Below are 24,577 nucleotides of genomic sequence, written 5' to 3'. Positions count from 1 at the left end.
GCCACCGGCGAAAGGTTGGTCATGGAAGCACCGGGGACGGCGACAGCTGTCGGCCTCGCCCTGGGCTGGGCGGCCGACCAGCTGCTCGGTGACCCGCTTCGCTGGCACCCGGTGGCCGGCTTCGGCCGCCTCGCCACTGCGGTGGAGGATCGCACCTACGCCGACGACCGGCTGCACGGAGCCGTCCATGTCGCCGTGCTGGTCGGGGGCGCGGCCGCTGTCGGGAGCCTGGTTGCCCGCAGCGCCAGACACCCGGTGCTGGCGACCCTGGCGACCGCAGCAGCCACCTGGACGGTGCTGGGTGGGAGGTCGCTGGCCCGTGAGTCCGAGGCGGTCGCGGCCCACCTGGACGCCGGCGACCTGTCCGCGGCACGACTCCAGGTCAGCCACCTGGTCAGCCGGGACCCGCAGACCCTCGATGCCGACGGCGTGGCCCGCGCCGCCCTGGAGTCGGTGGCGGAGAACACCTCCGACGCGGTGGTCGCCCCACTGTTGTGGGGTGCGGTCGCCGGCGTTCCCGGGCTGTTGGCCTACAGGGCGATCAACACCCTCGACGCGATGGTCGGCTACCGCAACGACCGCTACGGCAACTTCGGCTGGGCCGCGGCGAAGCTCGACGACCTGGCCAATCTCCTGCCGGCACGGGTCAGCGGCGGGCTTGCCGTCCTGGCCGCCCCACTGGTGGGCGGACGACCCGCGGACGCCCTGCGCGCCGTGCGTCACCAGTCAGGGCGGCACCCCAGCCCCAACGGCGGTGTGGTCGAGGCCGCCTTCGCCGGTGCCCTGGGAGTCACCCTGGGCGGCCGCAACACCTACGGCGGCGTCGAGGAGGACCGCGGCGAACTTGGACGCGGCCCCGCACCGTCGGCGGCCGACCTCGCCCGCGCGAACCGTCTGGCACTGGCGGTCTCGGCCGGGGCTGCCGGCCTGAGCGTCCTGGTCGCGCTCGCGAGGCGGCGATGAACGTCCTGCTGCTGGGCGGCACCGCCGAGGCGCGCGAGCTCGCCCGCCTGCTCCACGCCGAGGGCATCTCTGTCGTCACGTCGCTGGCCGGCGCCGTGGCCGACCTGCACCCGCCGCAGGGCACGACCAGGGTCGGCGGCTTCGGCGGCGCGGACGGACTCGCCGGCTACCTGCGCGGCCAGCACGTCGACGCGGTGATCGACGCGACCCACCCGTTCGCCGAACGGATGAGCGCGAACGCGGCTGACGCCTGTGCCCGGACCGGGGTGCCGTTGCTGCGACTGTCACGGCCCAGCTGGGCCGTCCATCCGGACGCCGCGTCCTGGCACTGGGCCGACTCGATCGACCAGGCACGGGAGATCGCGGGCGGGCTGGGCGAACGGGTCTTCCTGACGATCGGGCGGCAGTCGCTGGCCGAGTTCGCCGACTGGGGCGACCGCTTCGTCCTCGCCCGCGTGATCGACCCACCCGACATTGCGATCCCGGCCTCCTGGACGGTGCTGCGCGCACGCGGCCCGTTCCGGATCGATGACGAACTCGACCTGCTGCGCAGGTACGAGATCGATGTGCTGGTCACCAAGGACTCCGGCGGCCCGACCGACGCCAAGCTCGCCGCGGCGTCCGAACTGGAGGTGCCGGTCGTCATGCTTCGCCGGCCCGCGCCGCCCGACAGGGTGCGGTTGGTGACGTACGTGGCCGATGTGATGGTGTGGGTGAAAGGGCTTCGCGTGGGCGTGGCCGGTCAGCGTCGTCGCAGCAGGTAGGTGTCGAACATCCAGCCCTTGCGGGCTGCGGCCTCGGCGCGGACCCGCACGATCTCTTCCCGAACGTCCTGCAGGGGACCGGACACGAGAATCTCGTCGGGGGTGCCGAGGTAGGCGCCCCAGTAGATGTCCAGGCCTTCGGGTTCGATGGTTGCGAATGTCTGGGCACCGTCCAGCATCACCACCACGTCGTCGACGTCGGTCGACATTCCGCCGCGCAGTAGCCGGGCAGGGCTGATCTGGAGCGCGCGGCCCTGCCGGTTGAGCGGGATCTGGTGCCGGGCGGCGAGGGCCAGCACGCTGCTGATTCCCGGCAGCACGCGCAAGGTGATCGGCGCGCTGTCGGCCGCCGCCGCCACCAGTTGGTCGGCGATCGCCAGGGTGCTCTCGTACAGGCTCGGGTCACCCCAGACGAGGAAGCCACCCACCTGCCCTGGGCCGAGCGATCGACCGACGGCAAGGCTCCACTGCTCGAGTCGTTGGGTGCGCCAGCCGGCCACGGCCTGGTCGTAGTCGGGGGCGGTCCGCCAGGGCCGTGGCGGGTCGCTGAGTTCCACGATCTGCACGGGAGTGGTGCGATGCCGCTCGACCACGACTCTCCGCGCCTCGACGAGGTCGTCCAGGTCACCCTCCTTCACCACCACAAAGAGGACGTCGAGTTGCTGGATGGCACGGGATGCTTCGATCGTGACCCAGTCGGGATCTCCGGCGCCGATGCCGATCAGGAACAGTTCACGGCTCACCGTCTGCCTCCTGTTTGTGGCGAGCCCGAGTTGAGCCCCGGCGAGGGTTGCGGTCAGGGCGTCGGCAACCTCGGGCGCCGGCACCTTGATACGGATCCAGGTGGGCCCGAGGCCTGGGAACGACTCGCCTCGCCGGACGGCGAAGCCGGCCACGGCGAGGGCGGGCCGGACCGAGTCGGGGCCGCAGGAGGAGGTGTCGACCAGCACGAACGGCGCTGCGGACGGCACGCTGGGGAACCCGGCGTACGACAGTGCCGCGACCAGGTGGTCACGGTCGGCGTTCAGGGTGAGGTACCGGCTCGCAGCTTCGGTCCGTGCGGCCGCGGTGCTGGTGGCGATCATCGCCGCGATGGCGGGCGCTGAGACCGGCCAGGAGGGTTGGGCCTGCGCCAGGCGCGTGATCAGGCGGGGGTCGCCAATGACGTAGCCGACCCGCAACCCCGCCAGGCCCCACGTCTTCGACAGGGACCGGAGCACGAGCCGGTTCGGCATGTCCGGTTCGATCAACGACTCGCGCTCGTCGGTGGCGTCCATGAACGCTTCGTCGACCACCAGCAGCCGACCGTGGCCGGCTTCGAGCAGGGCCTCCCGACGATGGAGCCAGCCAGTGGGGTTGGTGGGGTTGCCCACGAACAGGGCGTCGGCCCACGCGGGCAGCCCGGTGAGGGCGGGGACGCCGTGGTCGGTGCGGACGGGCAGAAGCCACCGCTGGACGGCGTGCCCGGCGGCCCGCAGGGCCGATTCGGGTTCGGTGAACTGAGGGTGCACCACCAGTGGGTGGGTCGCGGTGAGGACCCGGGCGATCAGCGCGAACGCTTCGGCGCCGCCGGCGGTGGGGAGCACCATCTCAGGCCGAACTCCGTGGGCTGCCGCGATCGCGGTCCGCGCCAGCTCGACGTCGGGATAGCGGCCCAGCGTGGTGGTGGCGGCGGCGATCTGGCCAGCCAGCCAGCGCGGAGGGCCGGGCAGCATGACGTTGACGGCCAGGTCGACCAGGTCGGGAGCCGTGTCGTGGTCGCCGTGGTGGTGGAGGTCGATCCCGTCGACGCGGCCGGTGTGCCCTGGGGCCGGCTCGATGCCGCCGGTTCGGGCGGTGAAGGCGGCAGCGGCGCGGGCGAAGCGCTGGGCACAGTCGGGCTGCCCGGCCCAGTGCAGGTGCAGGTACGAGGCGTGCAGGGTCGGGGTCCCGGTCCGGGCGGGGTCGAGGGAGAAGCCCTCACTGGTGTCCGACCAGGCCCAGGCCGGGCTGGGGCCGGCCGGCGGGGTGGTCTGGGTGCGGTGGAACTCGTGGCCAGCGACCTGGGTCCCGGCCGGGCAGAGCAGGGTGTCGGTGTGGGTGGTGGCGGTCCGGTAGCCGAGGGTGAGCCGGGGAGTCATCCGGCTGGTGGCGAGCAGCGCCCCGACCATCGGGTGGCCGTCGAGGTGTTCGGTGAGATACAGCTGGCCGGCGCATTCTGCGACGGTGGGGAGCCCGGCGGCGATCGCGTCGGCGACCGCGGCTCGCAGCTCGGCGTTGGCGCTGAGCTCGACGGCGTGGACCTCGGGGAAGCCGCCGCCGATGTACAGCCCGGCCAACCCCCGGGGGAGGCGGGTGTCGGTCAGCGGGTCGATCTCGACGACTCGGCAGCCGGCCGCGGTGAGCAGTTCGGCGGTCTCGGCGTACCGGAAGGTGAACGCGCGGCCGGCGAACATCCCGACGAGCGGCCGCCCGGCCACCTGGTTCACGACCGTGGCCGGGTCCCACGGTGTGGCGTCGAGGGCTGTGGCGCTGCCGGCCAGGTCCAGGACGGCCGCCAGGTCGACGTGCTCGGCGATGTGCGCGGCGAGGGTGGTGATGGTCGCGGCGGATTCCGCGCGTTCGGCGGCGGGCACGAGACCCAGATGGCGGGACGGGGCGGCGATCCCGGCGCTGCGAGGTACCAGGCCGAGCACCGGAACGCCGGCACCGGCGAATACGGCTGCGAGTTCGGCGCCGTGGCGCGGACTGGCCACCCGGTTCACGACCACGCCACCGATGCGGATGCGCTCGTCGAAGCCGCGCAGGCCCAGCGCTGCGGCCGCGGCGGTCCGGGACGACCCGGCCGCATCAACCACCAGCAGCACCGGCGCATCGATGAGCCGTGCGACGTGGGCGGTGGAGCCGAACCCGTCGCGTCCCAACTGGCCGTCGAAGAGCCCCATCACGCCTTCCACGATGGCCACTTCTGCCGGGGCGGGGGAGAGTGTGCCGTGCAGGAACAGCCGGGGCACGATCTCCTCACCGGTCAGGACGGCGTCAAGGTTGCGTCCGTCCCTGCCGGTCGCGAGCGCGTGATAGCCGGGGTCGATGAAGTCTGGGCCGACCTTGAAGCCGGCCACCTGTCGTCCGGAATCGGCCAGCGCAGCCATGATTCCGGTGGCGATGGTGGTCTTTCCCGCCGAGGATGCGGCGGCGGCGACGACGAGCCGGGGGATGGTCACCATTCGACGCCCGCCTGGCCCTTCTGGCCGGTGTCGAAGGGGTGCTTGCGCTTGGTCATCTCGGTGACGGTGGTGGCGATCTCGACCAGTTCGGCCGGGGCTGCCCGTCCGGTGACCACGACGTGCTGCAACCCGGGCCGGTCACGCAGCGTCGCCACCACCTCGCCGACGTCGAGCCAGCCCCAGATCAGCGGGTAGGTGAGTTCGTCCAGCACGTACAGCTGGTGTCGCTGCACCGCGAGGCGGGACGCCACTTCGGCCCACGCCTCCCGGGCCGCGTGGGCGTGCCCGGGCTCGGCCCCGGGCTTGCGGACCCAGCGGCGTCCGGCGCCGGTGGCGTACCACTCGACCTCCCCGCCGGTCCCGCTGCGTTCGTGCTCGGCCCCCAGCGCCTCGAGCGCGGCGCGTTCGCCGGTGACCCACTTCCCGGACTTGATGAACTGGAACACCCCGATCGACCAGCCCTGGTGCCACGCCCGCAGCGCGAGGCCCATCGCCGCGGTGGTCTTGCCCTTGCCCTCGCCGGTGTTCACGATCAGCGCGGGCAGGAGCCGCCGCTCCTTCGTGGTCAGCCCGTCCCCGGCGATGTCGACGGGTTCGCCCTCAGGCATGTCGGGGTCCGGTTCTCCTGCTCACGGCCCAGATTGTGCCGCATCCGGTTAGGGTGCTCGCCATGAACGACCACACCGGGAGTCCGGGCCAGCTCAGCGCCGGGTTGCCCGATGATGCGTTCGTCACCGACGGACTGCTGACCAAGCGGGTGCTGCGCGCTTACGCCCTGGCCGTGCTCGCCCCACGACCGGGGGAGCGGTTGTGGGACCTGGGTGCCGGCACCGGCTCGATCGCCATCGAGTGGTGCCGGTTGCATCCGGGCAACACGGCGATCGCGGTCGAACGGGACCCCGAGCGGGCCACGCGCATCGCCACCAACGCCACGAACCTGCAGGTTGCCGGCCAGCTCGCTGTGCGGGTCGGCGACGTGGCGTCGCTGCCCGCCGAGCTCCCCGCGCCCGACGCGGTCTTCGTCGGCGGCGGCGTGGAGGACCAGGTGCTGCAGGACTGCTGGGCAGCGCTCAGACGCAACGGACGACTCGTCGCCCACAGCGTCACCGCCGACTCCGACGCCGTGCTATTGGAGGCCTACCGGCGCTGGGGCGGCGAACTGAGCCGGATCGGGGTCGAGGTCGCCGAACCGATCGGACGTTTCACCGGCCTGCGGCCGCTGCGCAGCGTCACGAGCTGGGCCGCGACCAAGCGCTGACCCCGGACCGGTCCAGGCGGGCGCTGAGACGGGCGTCCCAGAATTACGCAATCTTGCTCATCGGGGCGTTTCGGGGTGCAAGGATCAAGTGCCGTCCACGACACGGAACCCGGTGAGAATCCGGGACGGTCGGGCCACTGTGACCTCAGCGATGGGGAAGTCAGATACGTGCGTGGGCGACGGTTCCTTAGGCCACGTCACCTAGAAAGGGAACTCACTGATGCATATCGCTGAGGGATTCCTACCTGTCGTTCACTGCGTCGCTTGGTACGCAGTCTCAACCCCGTTCGTGATCCGCGGAGCTCGCAAGGTCATCCAGGAGGCGAAGGAGCATCCGGAGTCCCGGCTGCTGCTCGCCGCCGCCGGCGCCTTCACCTTCGTCCTGTCCTCGATCAAGCTGCCCTCGGTCACCGGCAGCTCCTCCCACCCCACCGGCACCGGCCTGGGGGCCGTGCTGTTCAGGCCACCCGTGATGGCGTTCCTGTCCACGATCGTGCTGATCTTCCAGGCCTTGCTGCTGGCCCACGGCGGCATCACAACCCTGGGCGCGAACGTGTTCAGCATGGGCATCGCCGGGCCCTGGGTGGGTTACTGGTTCTGGAAGCTGTCCAGCCGTCTCGGCTGGCACCGCAATGTCGGCGTCTTTCTCGCCCTCGCCTTCGCTGACCTATCCACGTACCTGGTGACCAGTGTCCAGCTGGGTCTAGCCTTCCCCGACCCCGTCTCCGTCCTGGCCGGCTCGGTGGCCAAGTTCATGGGCGTGTTCGCCATCTCCCAGATCCCGCTGGCAATCGCCGAGGGCATCCTGGGGGTGCTGGTGTTCCGGCTGCTCACCGATGTCGCCAAGCCCGAGCTGGAACGCCTCGGCATCTTGCGCCCGGTCGTGAAGGAAGCGGTGGCCTGAGATGAGCAGGAAGACCTGGACCACCATCGCCCTCATTGCCGCGCTTGTCCTGATCTTCGGGATCAGCTTCGTTGTCGGTGGGCTTCACACCAACCCCGACGAACGCTTCGCCGGTACCGACTCGGTTGCCACCAGCACCATCCAGGAGTCCAACCCGGACTACCAGCCGTGGTTCGAGCCCTTCTTCCAGCCGGAATCCGGAGAAGTCGAGTCCGGACTGTTCGCACTGCAGGCGGCTCTCGGCGGCACCGTCCTCGGATTCGCCATCGGCGGCCTGTGGGGGCGTCGTCGCAGTGAACGGTCGCCCGCGACCGCTGAACCCAACGGGCCCGCTCCCGAGCCCGCGACCTGATGGCGCACGGCCTGGCGCTGGACCACGCAGCGTGGTCCAGCCCCTGGCGGTCGCGTTCGGTCAGGGACAAGGGCACCTTGTCGCTGGGCCTGCTCCTGGCCGCCATCTCGCTACCGCCATTCCCCGGTGGCGCCGCGGTTGCTGTGCTTAGCCTGGTGCTGCTGCTGGGCCCGATCCGCGTCGGCTGGACCCGGCTGGGCCGCATCGTGTGGCTGCCGCTGGTCTCCATCCTGATCGGCGTGGCGACGGTCGCGGTAAGCGTCAGCTGGGGCGCCAGCCTGCGCGTGCAGGTCACCCCTGCCGGTCTGGATCAAGCCGCGCAACTTGCCGTCCGTGCGGTCGCGGCCACCCTGGCGATGTTCACCCTCGCCTGCTCGACCCCGATGATCGACCTGCTGTCCTGCCTGCGGCATGCCCGCATCCCGGACCCGCTCATCGAGATCGCGGCACTTATCTATCGGTTCAGCTTCGGCCTACTGGAGAGCGCTGGAGCGATCCACCAGGCGCAGGAGGCACGGCTGGGCTATTCCACCCGATCCGCAGCGATGCGCTCGGCGTCCATGGGGGTGGCGGTGCTGTTGCTCCGCTCCTGGGACCGGGCCCGTCGCCTGGAAGCGGGGCTTGCTGCACGGGGCTACGAAGACACGCTACGGACCCTGGAACCGGCACGGACCAGGTCCACCGGCTTCCTGGTCACCAGCGTCGCGACACTCGCAATGCTGGTTGCCGGCTCGGTGGGCTGGATGGTGTTGCGATGAGCCACCGCCAACTCTCCGCCGAAGGTCTTGAGGTTGCCTTCGGGCACCGGCAAGTGCTCCGCGGCGCAGACCTCGAGATCCCGCGCGGACGGTGCCTCGCCCTGCTCGGCGCCAACGGATCGGGCAAGACCACGCTGCTACGAGCGCTGGCTGGCTCGGTCAAGCCGGGCCACGGGAACGTCCTGGTCGACGGCGCTGCCGTGGCGTTCGACCGGTCTGGTCTGCGGGCGCACCGGCAGGTCGTCCAGCTTGTCGCGCAGAACCCCGACGACCAGTTGTTCGCCGCCGATGTGTACCGTGACGTCTCCTTCGGTCCGCTGAACCTCGGATTGGGCGAAGCCGAGGTACGACAGCGGGTGGCGCAGGCGTTGGCCGTCCTGTCCATCGAGGACCTCGCGGAGCGGCCGATCCACGAGTTGTCCTACGGGCAGCGAAAGCGGGTCGCGATCGCCGGGGCAGTGGCAATGCAGCCTTGCGTCATGCTGCTCGACGAGCCCACCGCCGGGCTCGACCCGCAAGGGGTGGACGAGATGGTGGCCGCCCTGGAGAGGCTGCTTGAAGCTCACACCACGGTGGTCATCTCCACCCACGAGGTCGACTTCGCCCTGTGGTGGGCCGACTCGGTCGCCGTGTTGGTGGACGGTCAGATCCGCCACGGGTTACCCGCTGACCTGCTCTCCGACGAGTCCCTCGTGGCGGCGGCCCGGCTCCGGCGACCGCTGGTGCTGCAGGCCGCCGCCGCGCTCGGTCTTCCCTCGGGATCAGTCACCGACGTGCCCGGACTCGTCGCCGCCGTGCGGGCGGCCGGGGACCTCGGCGAGGGCGCAGCCTGACGATGATGGCGAGGTCCGGGATGCGTTGCTGCTCAGCTGCGAGCCAGTCGCAGCAGCGCATCCATATCGGCGTGCTGCTGCAGGGCGTCGGCCAGTTCGTCGAGCATCTGGGTGCGACGCTCGGCGAAACCGAGGGCGTCCGGGACGGGCTGCCAGGCCGAGCCGACCGTGCCGGCCAGCTCGGTGAGCCAGGCGCGGCGGAAGCCGTCATTCTCGAACGCGCCGTGCCAGATCGTGCCCCAGGTGTTGCCGACCCGCACCCCGTCGAGGAACGGCTCCCCTCCGGACGGCTCGACCACCCCGTGGTGGATCTCGTAGCCGGTCACGGGGTGCCCGCGCCAACTGCCGGACGGCTTTCCGAGGACTTTCTCGGCGTTGAACCGGACCGTCGCCGGCAGCAGGCCAAGCCCCGGCTCGGTGCCCAGGGCGGATTCGATCGGGTCGTCGATCACCTCGGTCAGCATCTGGTACCCGCCGCAGATTCCCAGGATCGGGCCGCCCGCCGAGGCACGACGGGCGAGGGCGTCGGCAAGCCCGAGGCGCCGCAGCCAGTCCAGGTCGGCCAGGGTGCTGCGGCTGCCCGGCAGGACGACCAGGTCGGCGCTCGCGATGTCGGACGGGCTGGCAGTGGCGAACACGTCCAGGCCGGGCTCGGCGGCCAGGGAGTCCAGATCGGTGGCGTTGGAGATGCGGGGGAACCGGATCGCGGCGACCCGCAGCGTCCCGGCACGGCCGGGCAGGCGCGGCCACTTCGCGAAGGCCAGCGCGTCCTCGCTGTCCAGCCACACCTGGTCCAGCCAGGGCACCACGCCCAGGCAGGGCAGGCCCGTGCGGGCGCTGAGCTCGACCAGCCCCGGATCGAGCACCGACTGGTCGCCGCGGAACTTGTTGATCAGGTAGCCGGCCAGAGTGGCCCGGTCGTCGTCGCCGCTGATCGCCCAGTGGCCGTAGATGGAGGCCAGCACCCCGCCACGGTCGATGTCCCCGACCAGCACCACTGGCAGCCCGAACTCCCTGGCCAGGCCGAAATTCACGTAGTCACCGGTCCGCAGGTTGATCTCGGCCGGCGAGCCTGCGCCCTCCGCCACCACCAGGTCGTAGCTGGCCTCCAGCTGCCGGTAGGCGTCGAAGGCCGCCGCCGCGAGCCGGGCACGACCGTTGGTGTACTCGCCGGCCTCCAGGGTTCCCCCAGGCTGGCCGCCGAGCACGATGAATGCCCGGCGGTCCGTGGCGGGCTTGAGCAATACGGGGTTCAACAGTGCGGACGGCTCTACCCCGGCCGCCACGGCCTGCAGGTACTGGGCGCGTCCGATCTCGGAACCGTCCGGGCAGACCATCGAGTTGTTGCTCATGTTCTGCGCCTTGAACGGCGCCACCCGCACGCCGCGCCGCGCGAACGCACGGCACAGCCCGGCGACGATCAGCGACTTGCCGGCGTCCGACGAAGTGCCCGCCACCAGGATTCCTGCCACCCGCGCATCCTCCCATGGACGCCGGGCGACCAGCGCTACAACCCCAAGACCGAACCGGGACAGGCTCCCGGCAAACCGAAGGAGAACCGATGAACAGCCCAGTGGTGCGCACCCCCGTGCAGGCCCCGAGCAACGCCGCTTACGCCGCAGCCCGAACCCTCAGCGACGGGCAGGCGAAGCCGCTCGGCGCCCTGGGCGACCTCGAGACGCTGGCCGCGTGGGTGGCGTCCTGCCAGGGCACCTGCCCGCCCCGCCAGCTGGACGACGTCCGGGTCGTGGTGTTCGCCGGTGACCACGGTGTCGCCGCGGACGGGGTCTCGGCCTACCCGGCAGCGATCACCCCCGCGATGGTGTACGGCATCGCCGGCGGTCATGCCGGGGTGTCGGCGCTCGCGGCTGCCAACAACGTGACCGTGAGCATCTACGACCTCGGTGTCGCCGTGGACTTCCCCGACCTGCCCGCCGAGATCAGCCGGTTCAAGGTGCGCCAGTCCTCCGGCCCGATCCACCTTGAGGACGCGATCAGCCGCGCCGAGGTAGAACAGGCACTTGCTGCCGGTGACACGATCGCTGCCGAGCAGATCGCGGACGGCGCCCAGCTGCTGATCTCCGGTGACCTGGGCATCGGCAACACGACCATCGCCGCCGCCCTGGTCGCCGCATCCCTGGGAGTGCCGGCCGCGGCGGTGACCGGACGCGGCACCGGGATCGATGAGGGCACGCTGGTGCACAAGACGGCGCTGATCGAGGCTGCCCTGGCCAGGACCGGCGAAAGGGTGTCGGACCCGATCGAGCGGCTCGCCGCGCTCGGGGCCGCCGACTTCGCGGCCGCCGTGGGCTTCATCTCCGGTGCCGCACGCCGCGGCGTGCCGGTACTCCTCGACGGGGTGATCGCCGTCTCCGAGGCACTGGTGGCCGAGGACTACGCCCCCGGCACGAAGGCGTGGCTGCGGGCCGGCCACCGCTCCACCGAACCCGGGCAGGCCCTGGCGCTGGACAGGCTCGGCCTCACGCCGCTGGTCGACTTCTCGATGCGGCTCGGCGAGGGCAGCGGTGCGGTGCTGGCCGTGCCGATGGTGCGCTCGGCGGTGGCCGCGCTCACCGGCATCGCCCAGCTCTCCGACCTGACGTGAGCGCGTTCGCCGGGCTGCGACTGGCGTGCCGATCGGGCAGAGCCCGCGCCGCGAGGTGAAAGGCCTTCGCTGACGGCGCATCCGAACACTGAATCGTCCCGGGTCTGGTGGAGGCAAGTGGTGGGGTTTTGGCCGGCGTGGCCCGACGGTGTAGGCAGTCCGTCGGGCCTGCTGCATGAGGGGACGACACTCGTCGTCGACGTACCAGCCGCTGGGGGCGGGCCTGCACTAGTGACGCGCATCGGAGTATCCAGCTCGGCGCGGTTGCCTGCCCCACATCTGCCCCACGAAGCTCGTCCGCTGGCGTAAGAACGGCACAAAACCCGTAGTGGGAAGCATGTTTGGCCGTCTCCCGAGGGAGGTTCAACTCCTCTCTCGCGCACCGTAAGGTGCCTCTGACCAGGGCAAACAATCCTCTCTCGTGTTCCATTCCGGTCGGACCAGAACCTTCTGACTAGGACTTTCGCGGATGGCATGGGTGGCCGATGGCCAGATGAGCCCACGCGGGGCCGCTTCTGCCCCACAGAAATGGCCCGCTGAAACTGGATCTGACTAGGTACGGAAGACGACTGGGGCATCTCCGGACGGGCTGTGCTGCCCCACGAGAGCTCCAGGAACAGGACAGGAGCCGAGGCTCGTATCGCCGCTGCGACGCCGCCGTCATGGTTTCTCTCCCCGCTCCAGAAGAACGTCCTCAACCGGGCAGGCCTCCGCCACCCGTGAGCAACTCCCGATCACAATCGTGGCCTGGAGCGAACGCACCGACCACCGCAGCCGACGCCGAGGCGCTCTTGTGGATTGACCCCGTCAAGAACGAGACCACCATGACACCCACGAGAGCCATCAGGCTGCGTGACGCCACTGTCAACTGTTCGTGCAGCAGACCCTCTGATGGGCGACGAGAAGTTCTACGGCGGGGTCCGTCGTGTGCTCTGCCGCACGACCAGGCGTGGCCGAATCGGTTCCAGCAGCGCAGGGTCAGCTTCTTCATTGAGAAGTACCTCGAGGCACCGGCGGCCGAGCGCGCGGAAGTCCTGTCGCACCGTGGTGAGTGGAGGCATGAACTGGCTGGCGAACTCGTGATCGTCGAAGCCGACGACGCTGATGTCGTCGGGCACACGGACGCCGGCCTCAGCGAAGGCTCGCATCATTCCCAGAGCCATGAGGTCTGAGGCGGCGAAGACGGCGTCGGGGAGGCCGTTCTTGAGCAATCGCCTGCCGGCGTCGTAGCCGCTTTGGCCGGTCCATTTGCCGTGGATCGGCTCCGGTACTTCGAGGCCGTGGGCAAGCAGTTCGTCCTGCCATCCCTCGAGGCGGACGCTTCCGTCCAGCCAGTGCTGGTTGCCGGCGAGGTGAACGATGCTGCGGTGCCCGAGCCGGACGAGATGCCTAGTTGCGAGGCGGGCGCCGAGGCGCTGGTCCTCGGAGACGACTCGGACGCCGTCTGACGGAGTCGGGTCGGGCGCGAGCATCACGACCGGGAGTCCGCGCGCCCAGGTGAAGGACGCCGCCACTTCGCGAGTCGCAGCAGCTTCTCTACGCAGGGGGGCGATCACCACGATGCCGTCGACGAATGCGTCCGCGAACGTCTGAAGGGTGGACTGCAGCGATCCGAATGCGTCCCGTTCCTTGACGGTGAGCAGTACCGAGTAACCAGCCTTGCGAGCGGCTTCCTCCACGCCGTTGAGGGCGCCCATTGGGCCGTAGCGCCATGAGCCATCGGTGACCACCCCAATGGCGCCCGCGCGAGACTTCACGAGCGCGCGGGCGGCGCCATTTCGCCGGTAACCGGTCTCGGCGATCGCGCTGAGTACTCGCTGCTTCGTGTCAGGGGCGACGTGGCTACTTCCGTTGAGGACGCGAGAGACGGTCTGGTACGAGCAGCCGGCGATGCGTGCGACATCGTGAAGGCTCGGTCGCCTTGGTGATGGGGATGGCACGCCAGCAGCGTAGCCCATTTGAGGGGGTTGACACCCGACTGTGTCAACGTTCACAATCTCAGTCGTGCGAACGTTCACACGCAGGTGAGCGCAGCGCAAGATCGAACTCCACTGCTCGACGCAGAGCGGGTGTCGCCGATCGTCAATACCAGAACTCTTCATGGAACGCCGAAGGAGCGTAAATGAACAAGAAGTGGACCACCGCTGCCGCGGTCGCAGCCCTCGCCCTGGGTTTCAGTCTCAGCGCCTGCAGTACCGGTACGACCGCGTCCAGTTCGGCCGACAACGGGGTCTCCGCCAAGGCGGACGCGGCGCTGAAGGAGATCCAGGGCAAGGTGCTCAGCAAGGGCCCGCATGGCGAGGACCCGTCGCCCAGGGAGGCTGTCGCGCTGAGCGACTCCGAGGTCGCCCAGATCAAGGCCAAGGGCGCCACGGCCGCCATCGTGATGCACTACGCGGGCAACGACTGGGCTACGGCCCAAGTGAACGGGCTCAAGAGCGAGTTCGCGCGTCTGGGCATCGAGGTTGTCGCTGTGACCGACGCGAACTTCAAGCCCGACCAGCAGGTCTCCAACATCGAGACGGTTCTGGCCAAGAAGCCGGACATCATCGTGTCCATTCCGACTGACCCGGTCGCGACCGCTGCGGCGTACAAGAAGGCTGCCGAGGCGGGCGTGAAGCTCGTGTTCATGGACAACGTGCCGAATGGTCTGGTGGCGGGCACCGACTACGAGTCCGTGGTCTCTGCCGACAACTACGGCAACGGTGTGGTCTCCGCGCACCTCTTGGCCAAGTCCCTGGGCGGCGCGGGCAAGATCGGCGTCATCTACCACGAGGCGGACTTCTTCGTCACCAAGCAGCGCTACCAGGGGTTCACCGAAACCATCGCCAAGGACTACCCCGACATCAAGGTCGTGAAGGCTCAGGGCATCGCTGGCCCCGACTTCGCCGGTGACGCTCAGAAGGTGGCCGACGCCATGCTGAGCCAGAACCCGGACCTGAACGGAATCTGGGCGGTCTGGGACGTGCCGGCTGAGGGCGTGATGGCAGCAGCCCGCGCCGCCGGACGTACCGATCTGAAGATTGCCACCGAAGACCTGGGCACCAATGTGGCTATCGCGTTGGCGCAGAACCAGCTGGTCGTCGGGCTGGGAGCCCAGCAGCCGTTCCAGCAGGGTGTCACCGAGGCCGATATTGCCGGTGGTGCACTGATCGGCAAGAAGGCGCCGGCCTACGTTGCGCTCAACGCCCTTCCGGTCGATCACAGCAATGTGCTGGACGCCTGGAAGCAGGTCTACAGCACGGAGGCGCCGGCTGACCTTCAGAAGGCCTACGTGAAATGACCGTCGTCCCGGAGGGTGGCGTCGAGGGGATGTACTCCCCGGCGCCGCCCCCCGCCGTCCCAGCGGTGCGGATGGTGGGAATCAACAAGTCCTTCGACACCGTGAGAGTGCTTGAGGATGTCGACTTCGAGGTCCTCCCGGGCGAAGTACATGCACTGGCCGGGGGAAACGGGGCCGGGAAGTCGACCCTGATGAAGATCCTGCAGGGTGTCTACAGCAAGGACTCGGGATCGATCGAGATCGCGGGAAGCCAGACCTCCTTCGGCTCCATCCACGATGCCAAGGCCGCTGGTATCGGCATGGTGTTCCAGGAGTTCAGCCTGATCCCCTCCCTCACTGTCGCGCAGAACATCTTCCTCAACGCTGAACCGCTGAAGGCCGGCCTGATCGACGACCGGGCGATGGTGGAGCGCGCACGGGCCGTCTTCGACCGGATGCAGACGCCTGTCGACCCGACCCGCGAGCTCAGTGCGATGAGCACCGCCTACTGGCAGCTCACCGAGATCGCCAAGGCTCTCAGTGAAGATGCGCGGGTCCTGATCATGGACGAACCGACGGCATCGCTGGCCCGGCACGAGGCCAAGGCGCTGTTCGAGGTGATCACCCGGCTCAAGGAGCAGGGCATCGCGATCATCTACATCTCCCACCGGATGGAGGAGGTCTTCGAGATCGCTGACCGCATCACGATCCTCCGCAACGGGGTGCGCCTGCTCACCATGCCGTTGAGCCAGATCTCACCCGCCCAGATCGTGGAGGGCATCGTTGGAAAGGCGGTGGAGGTCTCCGCGGTCACAGCGGCGGTGGCCGACGACGCGCCGATCGTCCTGGAGGCCCGCGGACTGGCTTCCAGCAGCGGGATCCACGACCTGGACCTCACCCTCCGAGCTGGCCAGGTCGTAGGCCTGGCAGGCCTGATGGGATCGGGGCGCAGCGAGTTGGCCAGAGCCCTCTACGGCATCGACAAGATTACCGCCGGAGCGCTCGCCGTCGGCGGGCGCGAGGTGTCGATCGGGTCACCGAGGGAGGCGCTCGCCCACGGGATCTGCCTGATTCCCGAAGACCGTCGCCTACAGGGCCTGATCCTGGAGCACTCCGTGACCGGCAACCTTGCGCTGCCGCACCTCGACGAGGTTCGCAAGGGGTGGTTCGTCGACGAGCGCGCCACCTCTTCCCTGGTCGCGCGGCTCATCGCGACCTTCGGCATCAAGGTCGCCGACCCGAGCCGGCCCGCGAAGCTGCTCTCTGGCGGGAACCAGCAGAAGATCGTGATCGCCAAGTGGATCAGCCGCGGGCCCCGCGTCTTGATCATGGACGAGCCGACCGCCGGCGTGGACATCGGGACCAAGGCGGAGATCATCGCCACTGTCAGAGCCCAGGCCGCTCAAGGAATGGCGGTTCTGGTCATTTCGTCGGAGTACTCAGAACTCCTCGCAATGAGCGACCGACTCCTCCTCGTGCGCGATTTCACAATCGTGCGCGAGATCGATCGCTCGGCAGTCACCGACGAGCAATCCCTCGAACTCGAAGTACAAGGAGTGGCGGCATGAACGTGATCTCAACCAAGCCCGCCGAGATCGTGGGCGCCAGGAAGCGCTTCACCATCGACTGGCGACGCGACATCATCTACGTCGGGTTCGTCGCTGTCGTGATCGTCTTCGCAATCCTCCTGCGCGACCAGGGCTTCGTCTCGACGACGAGCCTGATGAACATCCTGCGCCAGACCGCCATCGTCACCGTCCTGGCGGTCGGCATGACCTACGTGATTGCCGCCGCCGAGATCGACCTTTCCGTGGGCTCCGTCGCCGGCCTCGCTTCGGTCGTGACAGCCATGACGCTGTCGTCCTTCGGCCTGGTGCCCGGCATCATCGCCGGGCTGGCGGTCGGAGCTGCGATCGGCGCCCTAAACGGAGCACTGGTCGCCTTCGTCCGCATCCCGTCCTTCCTGGTCACGCTGGCGATGATGGGCATCGCGTTCGGGATCGCCCAATGGACAACAGCCTCAGCGCCTCAACCGATCCTTGACATGACGTTCAACAACGTCTTCGGAGGGGGCTCCCTCGGGCCGGTCCCTGTCCTCATTCTCTGGATGCTCGTCGTGGTCGTCATCGGTTCGGTCGTCCTCAAGAAGATGCCGTTCGGCCGTCAGGTCCTGGCCACCGGAGCGAACAAGGTTGCCGCGGAGTACTCGGGGATCGCGACCCGGTGGATTCGCTTCCGGGTCATGATGATCTGCTCGATTGGGGCCTCCCTCGCGGGGATGCTCTACGCGGGACGGCTGCAGTCGGGCCGCTTCCAGTGGGGCCAGGGCGACGAGATGAACGCCATCGCCGCCGTGATCCTCGGTGGCACGGCGCTCTCGGGCGGGCGTGGATCAGTCATCGGCACATTCTTCGGTGCACTCCTCATGGCGACGATCAATTACGGCCTCATCCTCGGCGGCCTCGACACCAGCCAGCAGCAAATCATCCGGGGAATCATCATCGTGCTCGCGGTTGCGCTGGCGCGGCAGAAGTAACTCAACGAAAAGGAACGACAATGACTGAGAGAAACACGTCCCACATCGTTGTGGGCGACGGCCGGTTCGTCGTCGACGGCGAGCCGCTCAAGCTCTATGGCGGCGCCGTCCACTACTGGCGGCTCGACCGGGACAAGTGGGACGGAATCCTTGACTCCGTCAAGGGCATGGGGTTCAACATGATCTCCATCTACATGCCTTGGGAGATCCATGAGATCGCGAAGGGCGAGTTCGACTTCTCGGGCAACAAGGACATCGATGCGTTCATGACCTTGTGCGAGCAGAAGGGCCTGACGATCGTCGCCCGGCCCGGCCCCCAGATCAACTCCGAGCTGACCTGGTTCGGTTACCCCAAGCGCATCCTCGAGAACGACCGTCTGCACGCACGCAACGCCAAGGGAGGCATGACGGTCCTCACACAGGTGCCCAAGCCCATCCCTGCGCTCAACTACGCCGCGGACGAGTTCTTCGAAGAGACCGCACTCTGGTACGACGCCATCTGCGCGATCCTGGCCAAGCACGCCTACCCCAACGGCGGCCTTGTCGCCGCACAGGTCGACAACGAGATGGCCTACTTCTTCTGCATCAACGCCTACGCCGCCGACTTCAGCGAAGCCTCGCTGCGCAACTACCGCACGTTCCTGATCAACAAGTACGGCTCACTGGACGCGATTAACGCCGCCCACGGGCTGTCCGCCGCCTCGATCGACGAAGTCGACGCCCCGCGCCGGTTCAGCGCCACCCGGGCGATCGAGATCCCGCGGTACGCCGACTGGATCGAGTACCGCGAGGTCTACCTGATCGACTCCATGGACCGCCTCGCCGGCATGATGCGCGAGCGCGGGCTGGACAAGATCGCCCTGTTCCACAACTACCCCCACCCCCTGGGCCCGGGCGGAGCAGCCTCCGGCTTCACCACCCCGTTCAACATCGCCAAGCTCGAGGAGAAGCTCGACTTCGTCGGCTTCGACATCTACTCCCGCAAGGAGCTCTACGGCCACGTCAAGACCGTCGGCAGCTACGTCGTGGGAACCAGCCGCTACCCCTACATCCCCGAGTTCATCGCCGGCGTCTGGCCCTGGTACCTGCACCCCGGCGAGCTCTACGACGAGGAGTTCGTCACCAAGGCCGCCCTCGCCCAGGGCATCAAGGGCTTCAGCCGCTACATGCTCGTCGAACGCGACCGCTGGCTCGACTCACCGGTCCGGCGTGACGGCCGGGTCCGCGAAGACCACGCCGCCATGTTCGGGGCCGCCAACCGCATGCAGCTCGAAGGACGCTTCTCCGACCTGCGCCGAGAATCCGACGTGCTCCTGCTCGCCAACCGTGAGTACGATCGGCTGGAAGCAGCCAGCGTGCTGGTGTCCTTCCCGGGGGACTTCCTCGAGACACCGTCAGGCTTCTCCGAGTACGCAAATCCCCTGACCATCAGCGAACACCCCCTCGGCTTCGACAAGGCACCCCAGCTGGAGAAGTCGGAGTGGTTCGGAGCCCTGCATCGAGCCCTCAGCTCGGGGGGCTACGACTTCGTCCTTTCGGACACGGCTCTGGATCCCTCTCACTGGTCCAAGTACCGGGTCGTCAGCATCACGACCCTCGACTACCTTGACGCTCGCCTCCAACAGGCACTGGTCGACTATGCGGCAGCCGGCGGCACTCTCGTCATCGGTCCGCGCCTGCCCCGGTACGACAGCCTGATGCGCCCGTGCACCATCCTCGCCGAGGCCGTGGCGGCCAACGCCCCCCGGATCGTCCTGGTCGACTCGGCCGAGGAAGTCCCGAGCGCCATGATCCGGACCTGTGGCCAGGCCGGGGTAGCCCTGATCGGGCGAAGCGACCCTCGTCTTGACGTCATCGTGCACGGCGACATGGTCGACGAGGCGCGCAAGGTCGTCTTCGTGGTCAACCCCACAGCCGATCGCATCGAGGCGACAGTAGCGATCAGCGTCCCGCTCCACTCGGCCATCGAGCTGTGGACCGGGGAGCCGGTCCGACCGAGCGGCGACACCATCTCGGCCTCCATGGCGCCCTACTCAATCCACGTCTACGACTGCCGCACGGCCTGAAAGGAACCGAACATGCTTCACGGAAATGTGCTGATGGCCGACCTCGACGTCGACCAGTGGCGTAACGCTCAAGATCTCGTCCTGAAGTCAGCGAAGGAGGCGAAGCGGCTCGTCGTCATGCTCGAGGACGGCGAAGTGGTCAAGTGCCGGCACACGACGGGCCGGGCAGTGAACCAGGCTCCGACCCGGGTCGAGGACCTGAACGTCGCGGCGCGCTCGCTGTACGAGGCCAACAAGGAGGACACCGACTTCGTCCTCGTGATGGAGCGCGACGCGGCGGACGACTACTTCGCTCGCTATCAGGACGCCTGGAGTGCCGACGAGGATCTGGACGAGTACGTCCGCAGAACCTACGCCTCGCTCGACGACTTCGCCGACAGGATCGTCACCTACCCCACCCCCGCCCGCGAGACCCTCGGGCTGCAATGGCGGATCGGGGCCACCTTCGAAGAACTCGAAGGCGCGGTCCGCTCCCTGGTCGATCCCGGCTCAACGGTGGTTCTCGCCGTCCACGACGGTGAGAAGCTGTGGACCAGCCTCATCCTCTCCTTCGACGCCGACCTGAAGATCATCTCGATCGGAACCGCCGACCCGAGCCTGGTGGACATCCATGGTCCTCGCGCCGACGTGGTGGAACGACTCGTGCGTTTCGCCGACGCACGCGAAGGCAACGTCGGGCTGGTCGTCGAGGCCACGCTGCACGCGGCCAAGGAGTTCCTCGCCGCCACCGACAAGCGCGCCGCACGTGCCCGCCTGGGTGAGTCCTTCGCCATCAGCGAGCGGTGAGGTCGCCCTTGGGTAGGAGCGGCTCTGCACGCTCCTACCCAAGGCAGCCCTGGGCCCGTGAGCGCCACCCCTCGAGGCGCGATTTCCAGTGCGGCCTCGGCGTGAGGCGAGGGGACCGGGGCCCTTCCGTGACGCGTCAACAAGTGGCAGCGGCAATGAGGCACGAAGACGTCAGACCTTTGTCAACGCCGGTCGGAGCTTCGACCCCACTATCGCCGGCGAAATCCTTCAGTTGTCGACCGGCGCCGACACCCCACCGGCTCGATGAACGATCGGGTCGGCCGTGCACTGGGGGGAGAGTCCAGGGACATCACACGGCACGCGTGGACTGTCCCTCAATCAGCCTCGGCAGGAGGGCGTCGTCAGGCGTAGGCGTTTCATCGACTCCGATGATCTTCAGGAGCTGTCGCAGGGCAGCGCGGCCCGCGCTCACAAAGTCAAGCAGAACACTGGTTAAGGGCGGCGTCTGGAATTCCGCAACCGGTGACCCGTCGAGACTGACCACGCTTAGATCTCGAGGCACCGCCACGCCTTGGTTCCGCAACGCAGCCAGCGCGCCAACCGCCAATGTGTCGCTAGAGATGACGAGGCCGGAGGGGAGGCCCCTCTTGATCATCTCCAGAGCCGTTCGGTAACCGGCCCGGGGTGACCAGTCCGTCGGTTGTGCGGGTGGCTGTACCTGGAGTGAAGACAAGGCCATTTCGCGACGCCAGCCGGCCTCGCGTGCCTCTGAGGCCGCCCAGCCTTCGGGCCCGCCCAGAAAGTGAATCTCGCGGTGCCCGAGAGCAATTAAGTGACGTGTCGCGATTTGGGCAGCGAGCACCTCGTCGACACCGACGCTGTCCGGACCGATGCCACCGCCTTGATCGAAGGTCACCAAAGGGACATTTCTGCCCAACTCGCTAAGCGCGGACTTTAGGCCCGTCATTGGCGCGAGAACCAGGATCCCGTCGACCGCCCCCTGGGATAGGGACCGAATCGCGGCCCCAAGTGAGGCTACCGAAACATCCGGGACGGTTACCAAATCAGTCGAATATCCATGACTTCGCGCCTCCTCGGCAACTCCGTACAAAGCAAGCGACGGACTTGTGACAGATAGGTCGTACACAATGACGCCGATGTGCCTCGTCCGACTAGTGGCCAACGCGCGCGCGACACTGTTGGGCCGGTACCGCAGTTCCGCTACCGCTCGCAACACTCGAGCGGTGGTCTCCTCACTAGCGCCGCCCTTGCCATTCACCACCCGCGAAACCGTCTGGGCGGAGACCCCCGCATACCGAGCCACATCCGCCAACCGAGGGGCGCGCTCCTTTGGGCTTGTCACGATTGTCCTGATGGTCGAAGGGGTTTTCGCGACCGAACGCTAGCATGCGCGGGCGTAATGAGGCTTGAGGTGCGGGTTGGCACTGCCTCTGATCCGGGCTGCTTCACCGCGTGCTCCCCGAAGCGACACGCTCGGGCGGATATGGCGGGCGGATGGCGTGCGCGTTGCCGCTGGTGAACACTGGGCACCGCGCATGGAGCTGCCAGGTTGGCTGCCGTTTTCTTGGATGTTGGCACGAACATCTCCGAACCGCTCACCGCTCGTGGGACGTGATCCGCCGGCCCGTCCATCATCGTTCTAGCCCCTTCCTGGTTTGACGCTGGGCGTGCGGGACCGTGGTCCGAGCCTTGCACTGCTTCGCGCGCGAACATCTGCTCGAGTGCTACGTACCTGACGGTTCTAGCTTAGCGCTAAATCAGCAGAAAGGCCTAGACATCAGACTCCGAAGGGTGTCGGACTCTGGTTCGGGGCCCGGGCCGCTCCGGGAAGCCTTCAACGAGCTGATGAAGCCGTTTTGACTAGGGATAATGGTCGATTCAACCGTTCGGCTAGAGTGCCGGGAATGGCTCCGGCGGACAGTTGGCTGGCTGCACCCTTGACGACGTACGTACGTTAGCGCTAACCTATCGGCAGATGGGTTCCACGATGTAGTGGGCAGTGGCCCTCTCGAGAAGGTAACTTGACAATGGCGACCAAGACGGATGGGGCGGAGCCCCTCCACTTCCAGCTAGCTCAGCCAGCAGTCCGAACCGACCGCATCGAACGGATGCTGGCCCATGTGCAGGCCTGCAACCCGGGAGTCTGCATCGAGCGCGCGCGCTACTACACGCAGTCCTACCGGAAGACCCAGGCCCATCCAGAGATCATCAGACGCGCCAAGGCGCTCGCGCACACTCTCGAACACACCTCGATGTACGTGCTGCCAGGCAGTCTCCTGTTGGGCAATCAGGCGAGTCAGCCCAATCAGTCCCCCTTGTTCCCCGAGTTCACGATCGACTTCCTCAGGGACGAGATCCTGGGCGGCGATCCCTACTTCCCGCCGGAGCGGCCGGCGGACAAGTTCGAGATTCGTGAGGAGATCCTTCCCGAACTCGAAGAGATCATCGACTTCTGGAACGGGCAGACCCACCGCGAGCGTGTCTACGCCCGGCTTCCCAAGGAAGCGCTGCAGGCCCAGTATCAGGTCGGCGCAGTCAACATCCTCAACTACACCAGTGGCGGTGACGGGCACTTCGCCCCGCCCTACGCATGGATTGCAGAGCGCGGCCTCAACTACTTCATCGAGCAAGCCCGCGCATCGATCGCGAAACTGGATCCCGCCGATCACGAAACCCGGTCCAGCCGAGAGTTCTACCAGTCGGTGATCATCACCTGCGAAGCTGTCATCAACTGGGCCGGCCGCTACGCCGACTACGTTGAGGAGCTTGCCAGATCAGAGGCCGACCCTGTCCGCAAGGGTGAGCTGCTGAACCTCGCCGCCATCTCGCGTCACGTCCCGGCCCAACCTGCGCGAACGTTCCATGAGGCGCTGCAGCTGGTCACCTTCATCCAGTACGCCATCCAGATCGAGGACAACGCTCAGGGCGTCTGTTTCGGGCGCTTCGACCAGATGATGTACCCGTACTACAAGCGTGACGTGGAGGCCGGGATTCTCGACCGGGATCACGCCCTCGAGCTTGTTCAGAACTTCCTTGTCATGTTCAGCGTGATCGAGCGAATCCGAAGCTGGGACGACACCGAGTTCTTCCGCGGGAAGCCGATCTTCCAGAACGTCGTCATCGGTGGTATCGACCCGGATTCGGGCGCCGACGCCACCAACGAGGTCTCCTATCTCGTGCTCGACGCCATCCAGAACACACGCACTGTTCAGCCGGCACATTACGTCCGCTGGCACAAGGATGCGCCGGAGGCGTTCAAGATGAAGATCGCGGAGACGATTCGGCTGGGCACGGGCTTCCCGGCGGTCGCGAACGACGAGGCGTACATCAAGGCGATGCTCAACCGAGGCTACTCTTACCGGGACGCGGCAGATTACGGCATCATCGGCTGCGCCGAGCCTGGTCCGGCCGGCTTGCGTGGAGGCAGGACTGGTGCCGCCTGGTACTCGCTGGTGAAGTGTCTCGAACTGGCGCTGTACAACGGGAAGGACCCGAAGTCGGGGGTGCAGCTGACCCAGAATCCGTCCGGCCACGACCTCGCGACCTTTGAGAGCTGGGACGAAGTCTGGGAAGCCTTCGTGCATCAGGCGCTGTACTACCTCGAGCTCCACGTGATCATGGACAACGTCATCGATGAGATGTACGAGCAATACATCGATGAACCGTTCGGCGGGCTCATGTGCTGCCCTGAGACAACGATGGAGCGAGGCAAGTCCATCAAGCAGGGTGGCGCGAAGTACGACTTCACCGGGAATCAGACGATCGGGCTCGCGAACGTGGCGAACAGCCTCGCTGCGATCAAACGGCTTGTCTTCGTGGAGAAGGCTCTGACCGGCGAGCAACTGATGCACGCACTCCAGACCAACTTCGAGGATGTCGCGTCGACTCCACCGGGGCCACAGATCCGGCAGATGTGTCTGAATCAGCCCAAGTACGGCAACGACGTCGACGACGTGGACTACATCGCCCGGGATGCGCTTGCCCTCGTGTGCAGCGAGCTTCCCAAGCACCGAAACACCCGGTACGGCCGCGGACCAATCGGAGGCTTCTTCCAGGCGTCCACAACCACCGTTTCCTCCAATACCCCATTCGGTAAGGCGGTTGGCGCCCTGCCTGACGGCCGGCTGGCGGGACAGCCTTGCTCCGACGGGCAATCCCCGTTCCGGGGAACCGACACTCTCGGGCCGACTGCTGCGGTGAGTTCGGTGAGCAAGCTGAACCTGGTCCTCCTCTCGGAGGGCTCGCTGTACAACATGAAACTACTTCCTCAGGACCTCAAGGCCTGACCGGCCAGAAGACAAA

General features: G+C 67.7%; 19 protein-coding genes, 1 pseudogene and 1 riboswitch. Of the genes and pseudogenes, 14 read left to right on the top strand and 6 right to left on the bottom strand.

Going from position 1 to position 24,577, the window contains the following annotated elements; genetic code table 11:
• Positions 1–21 precede the first annotated feature (21 nt).
• Together ACFQQJ_RS02685 and ACFQQJ_RS02680 are read left to right on the top strand one after the other, a co-directional pair.
• Positions 22–963: a cobalamin biosynthesis protein gene (locus ACFQQJ_RS02685; protein WP_377103801.1), complete on the top strand. Its 942-nt coding sequence runs from the start codon at positions 22–24 to the stop codon at positions 961–963.
• A complete protein-coding gene (locus ACFQQJ_RS02680; protein WP_377103799.1) occupies positions 960–1,727 on the top strand; it encodes a cobalt-precorrin-6A reductase in 768 nt (255 codons plus the stop codon). The genes ACFQQJ_RS02685 and ACFQQJ_RS02680 overlap by 4 nt, the downstream gene beginning before the upstream one ends.
• Here ACFQQJ_RS02680 and cobF read toward each other — a convergent pair.
• From cobF to cobO, 3 genes and pseudogenes are all read right to left on the bottom strand, one after another.
• Complete coding sequence (gene cobF, locus ACFQQJ_RS02675) at positions 1,706–2,470, bottom strand: precorrin-6A synthase (deacetylating) (RefSeq protein WP_377103960.1); 765 nt, start codon at positions 2,468–2,470, stop codon at positions 1,706–1,708. The two genes, ACFQQJ_RS02680 and cobF, sit on opposite strands and share 22 nt — an antisense overlap.
• A 6-nt stretch (positions 2,471–2,476) precedes the next feature.
• Positions 2,477–4,930: pseudogene (locus ACFQQJ_RS02670) on the bottom strand (cobyrinate a,c-diamide synthase); the annotation flags it as partial.
• Positions 4,927–5,541 (bottom strand): cob(I)yrinic acid a,c-diamide adenosyltransferase, encoded by a 615-nt coding sequence (cobO, locus tag ACFQQJ_RS02665; RefSeq protein ID WP_377103797.1) that lies wholly within the window; start codon positions 5,539–5,541, stop codon positions 4,927–4,929. The gene cobO and the pseudogene ACFQQJ_RS02670, both read right to left, overlap by 4 nt.
• Positions 5,542–5,603: 62 nt before the next feature.
• Between cobO and cbiT the strand changes: the two genes are divergently transcribed.
• The 5 genes from cbiT (at position 5,604) to ACFQQJ_RS02640 (ending at position 9,038) form a co-directional block, all read left to right on the top strand.
• Positions 5,604–6,191, top strand: a complete 588-nt coding sequence (gene cbiT, locus ACFQQJ_RS02660; protein ID WP_377103795.1) for a precorrin-6Y C5,15-methyltransferase (decarboxylating) subunit CbiT — start codon at positions 5,604–5,606, stop codon at positions 6,189–6,191.
• A 69-nt stretch (positions 6,192–6,260) separates the two neighbouring features.
• A riboswitch (cobalamin riboswitch) is annotated at positions 6,261–6,382 on the top strand.
• Positions 6,383–6,411: 29 nt separating this feature from the next.
• A complete protein-coding gene (locus ACFQQJ_RS02655) occupies positions 6,412–7,095 on the top strand; it encodes an energy-coupling factor ABC transporter permease (RefSeq protein WP_377103793.1) in 684 nt (227 codons plus the stop codon).
• Between the two features lies 1 nt (position 7,096).
• The gene (locus tag ACFQQJ_RS02650) at positions 7,097–7,447 is read left to right on the top strand and encodes an energy-coupling factor ABC transporter substrate-binding protein (RefSeq protein WP_377103791.1); all 351 of its coding nucleotides are present in this window, start codon (positions 7,097–7,099) and stop codon (positions 7,445–7,447) included.
• Positions 7,447–8,205: a cobalt ECF transporter T component CbiQ gene (cbiQ, locus tag ACFQQJ_RS02645; protein ID WP_377103789.1), complete on the top strand. Its 759-nt coding sequence runs from the start codon at positions 7,447–7,449 to the stop codon at positions 8,203–8,205. The genes ACFQQJ_RS02650 and cbiQ overlap by 1 nt, the downstream gene beginning before the upstream one ends.
• On the top strand, positions 8,202–9,038 hold the full coding sequence (locus tag ACFQQJ_RS02640) for an energy-coupling factor ABC transporter ATP-binding protein (RefSeq protein WP_377103787.1): 837 nt from the start codon (positions 8,202–8,204) through the stop codon (positions 9,036–9,038). The genes cbiQ and ACFQQJ_RS02640 overlap by 4 nt, the downstream gene beginning before the upstream one ends.
• Before the next feature lie 32 nt (positions 9,039–9,070).
• On the opposite strand, the gene ACFQQJ_RS02635 is transcribed toward ACFQQJ_RS02640, so the two are convergent.
• Entirely contained in the window at positions 9,071–10,510 is a 1,440-nt protein-coding gene (locus ACFQQJ_RS02635) for a cobyric acid synthase (protein ID WP_377103785.1), read from the bottom strand.
• A gap of 89 nt (positions 10,511–10,599) precedes the next feature.
• Here ACFQQJ_RS02635 and cobT point away from each other — a divergent pair, with 89 nt between their 5' ends.
• The gene (cobT, locus tag ACFQQJ_RS02630; RefSeq protein WP_377103783.1) at positions 10,600–11,643 is read left to right on the top strand and encodes a nicotinate-nucleotide--dimethylbenzimidazole phosphoribosyltransferase; all 1,044 of its coding nucleotides are present in this window, start codon (positions 10,600–10,602) and stop codon (positions 11,641–11,643) included.
• Positions 11,644–12,551: 908 nt separating this feature from the next.
• Here the strand turns inward: cobT and ACFQQJ_RS02625 are convergent.
• Positions 12,552–13,583: a LacI family DNA-binding transcriptional regulator gene (locus tag ACFQQJ_RS02625; RefSeq protein ID WP_377103781.1), complete on the bottom strand. Its 1,032-nt coding sequence runs from the start codon at positions 13,581–13,583 to the stop codon at positions 12,552–12,554.
• 182 nt (positions 13,584–13,765) lie between these two features.
• Between ACFQQJ_RS02625 and ACFQQJ_RS02620 the strand changes: the two genes are divergently transcribed.
• The 5 genes from ACFQQJ_RS02620 to ACFQQJ_RS02600 are packed head-to-tail and all read left to right on the top strand — an operon-like array spanning position 13,766 to position 20,293.
• Entirely contained in the window at positions 13,766–14,926 is a 1,161-nt protein-coding gene (locus tag ACFQQJ_RS02620) for a substrate-binding domain-containing protein (RefSeq protein WP_377103779.1), read from the top strand.
• Positions 14,923–16,473 carry a sugar ABC transporter ATP-binding protein gene (locus ACFQQJ_RS02615; protein WP_377103777.1) on the top strand — a complete coding sequence of 517 codons (1,551 nt, stop codon included), beginning with the start codon at positions 14,923–14,925 and terminating at the stop codon, positions 16,471–16,473. The genes ACFQQJ_RS02620 and ACFQQJ_RS02615 overlap by 4 nt, the downstream gene beginning before the upstream one ends.
• The gene (locus ACFQQJ_RS02610; protein WP_377103775.1) at positions 16,470–17,441 is read left to right on the top strand and encodes an ABC transporter permease; all 972 of its coding nucleotides are present in this window, start codon (positions 16,470–16,472) and stop codon (positions 17,439–17,441) included. The genes ACFQQJ_RS02615 and ACFQQJ_RS02610 overlap by 4 nt, the downstream gene beginning before the upstream one ends.
• A gap of 20 nt (positions 17,442–17,461) precedes the next feature.
• Entirely contained in the window at positions 17,462–19,507 is a 2,046-nt protein-coding gene (locus ACFQQJ_RS02605; protein WP_377103773.1) for a beta-galactosidase, read from the top strand.
• 12 nt (positions 19,508–19,519) lie between these two features.
• A complete protein-coding gene (locus ACFQQJ_RS02600) occupies positions 19,520–20,293 on the top strand; it encodes a hypothetical protein (protein ID WP_377103771.1) in 774 nt (257 codons plus the stop codon).
• Positions 20,294–20,603: 310 nt separating this feature from the next.
• Here ACFQQJ_RS02600 and ACFQQJ_RS02595 read toward each other — a convergent pair whose 3' ends face one another.
• Positions 20,604–21,578, bottom strand: coding sequence for a LacI family DNA-binding transcriptional regulator (locus ACFQQJ_RS02595; RefSeq protein WP_377103958.1), 975 nt, complete (start codon positions 21,576–21,578; stop codon positions 20,604–20,606).
• A gap of 724 nt (positions 21,579–22,302) precedes the next feature.
• Between ACFQQJ_RS02595 and ACFQQJ_RS02590 the strand changes: the two genes are divergently transcribed.
• Positions 22,303–24,561: a glycyl radical protein gene (locus ACFQQJ_RS02590; protein ID WP_377103769.1), complete on the top strand. Its 2,259-nt coding sequence runs from the start codon at positions 22,303–22,305 to the stop codon at positions 24,559–24,561.
• Positions 24,562–24,577 lie beyond the last annotated feature (16 nt).

This window comes from Propionicimonas sp. T2.31MG-18, assembly GCF_964266745.1.
Taxonomy (GTDB): domain Bacteria; phylum Actinomycetota; class Actinomycetes; order Propionibacteriales; family Propionibacteriaceae; genus Propionicimonas.
The sequence above is the reverse complement of the archived record's forward strand: the minus strand, read 5'-3'. Positions and strand labels throughout refer to the sequence as shown.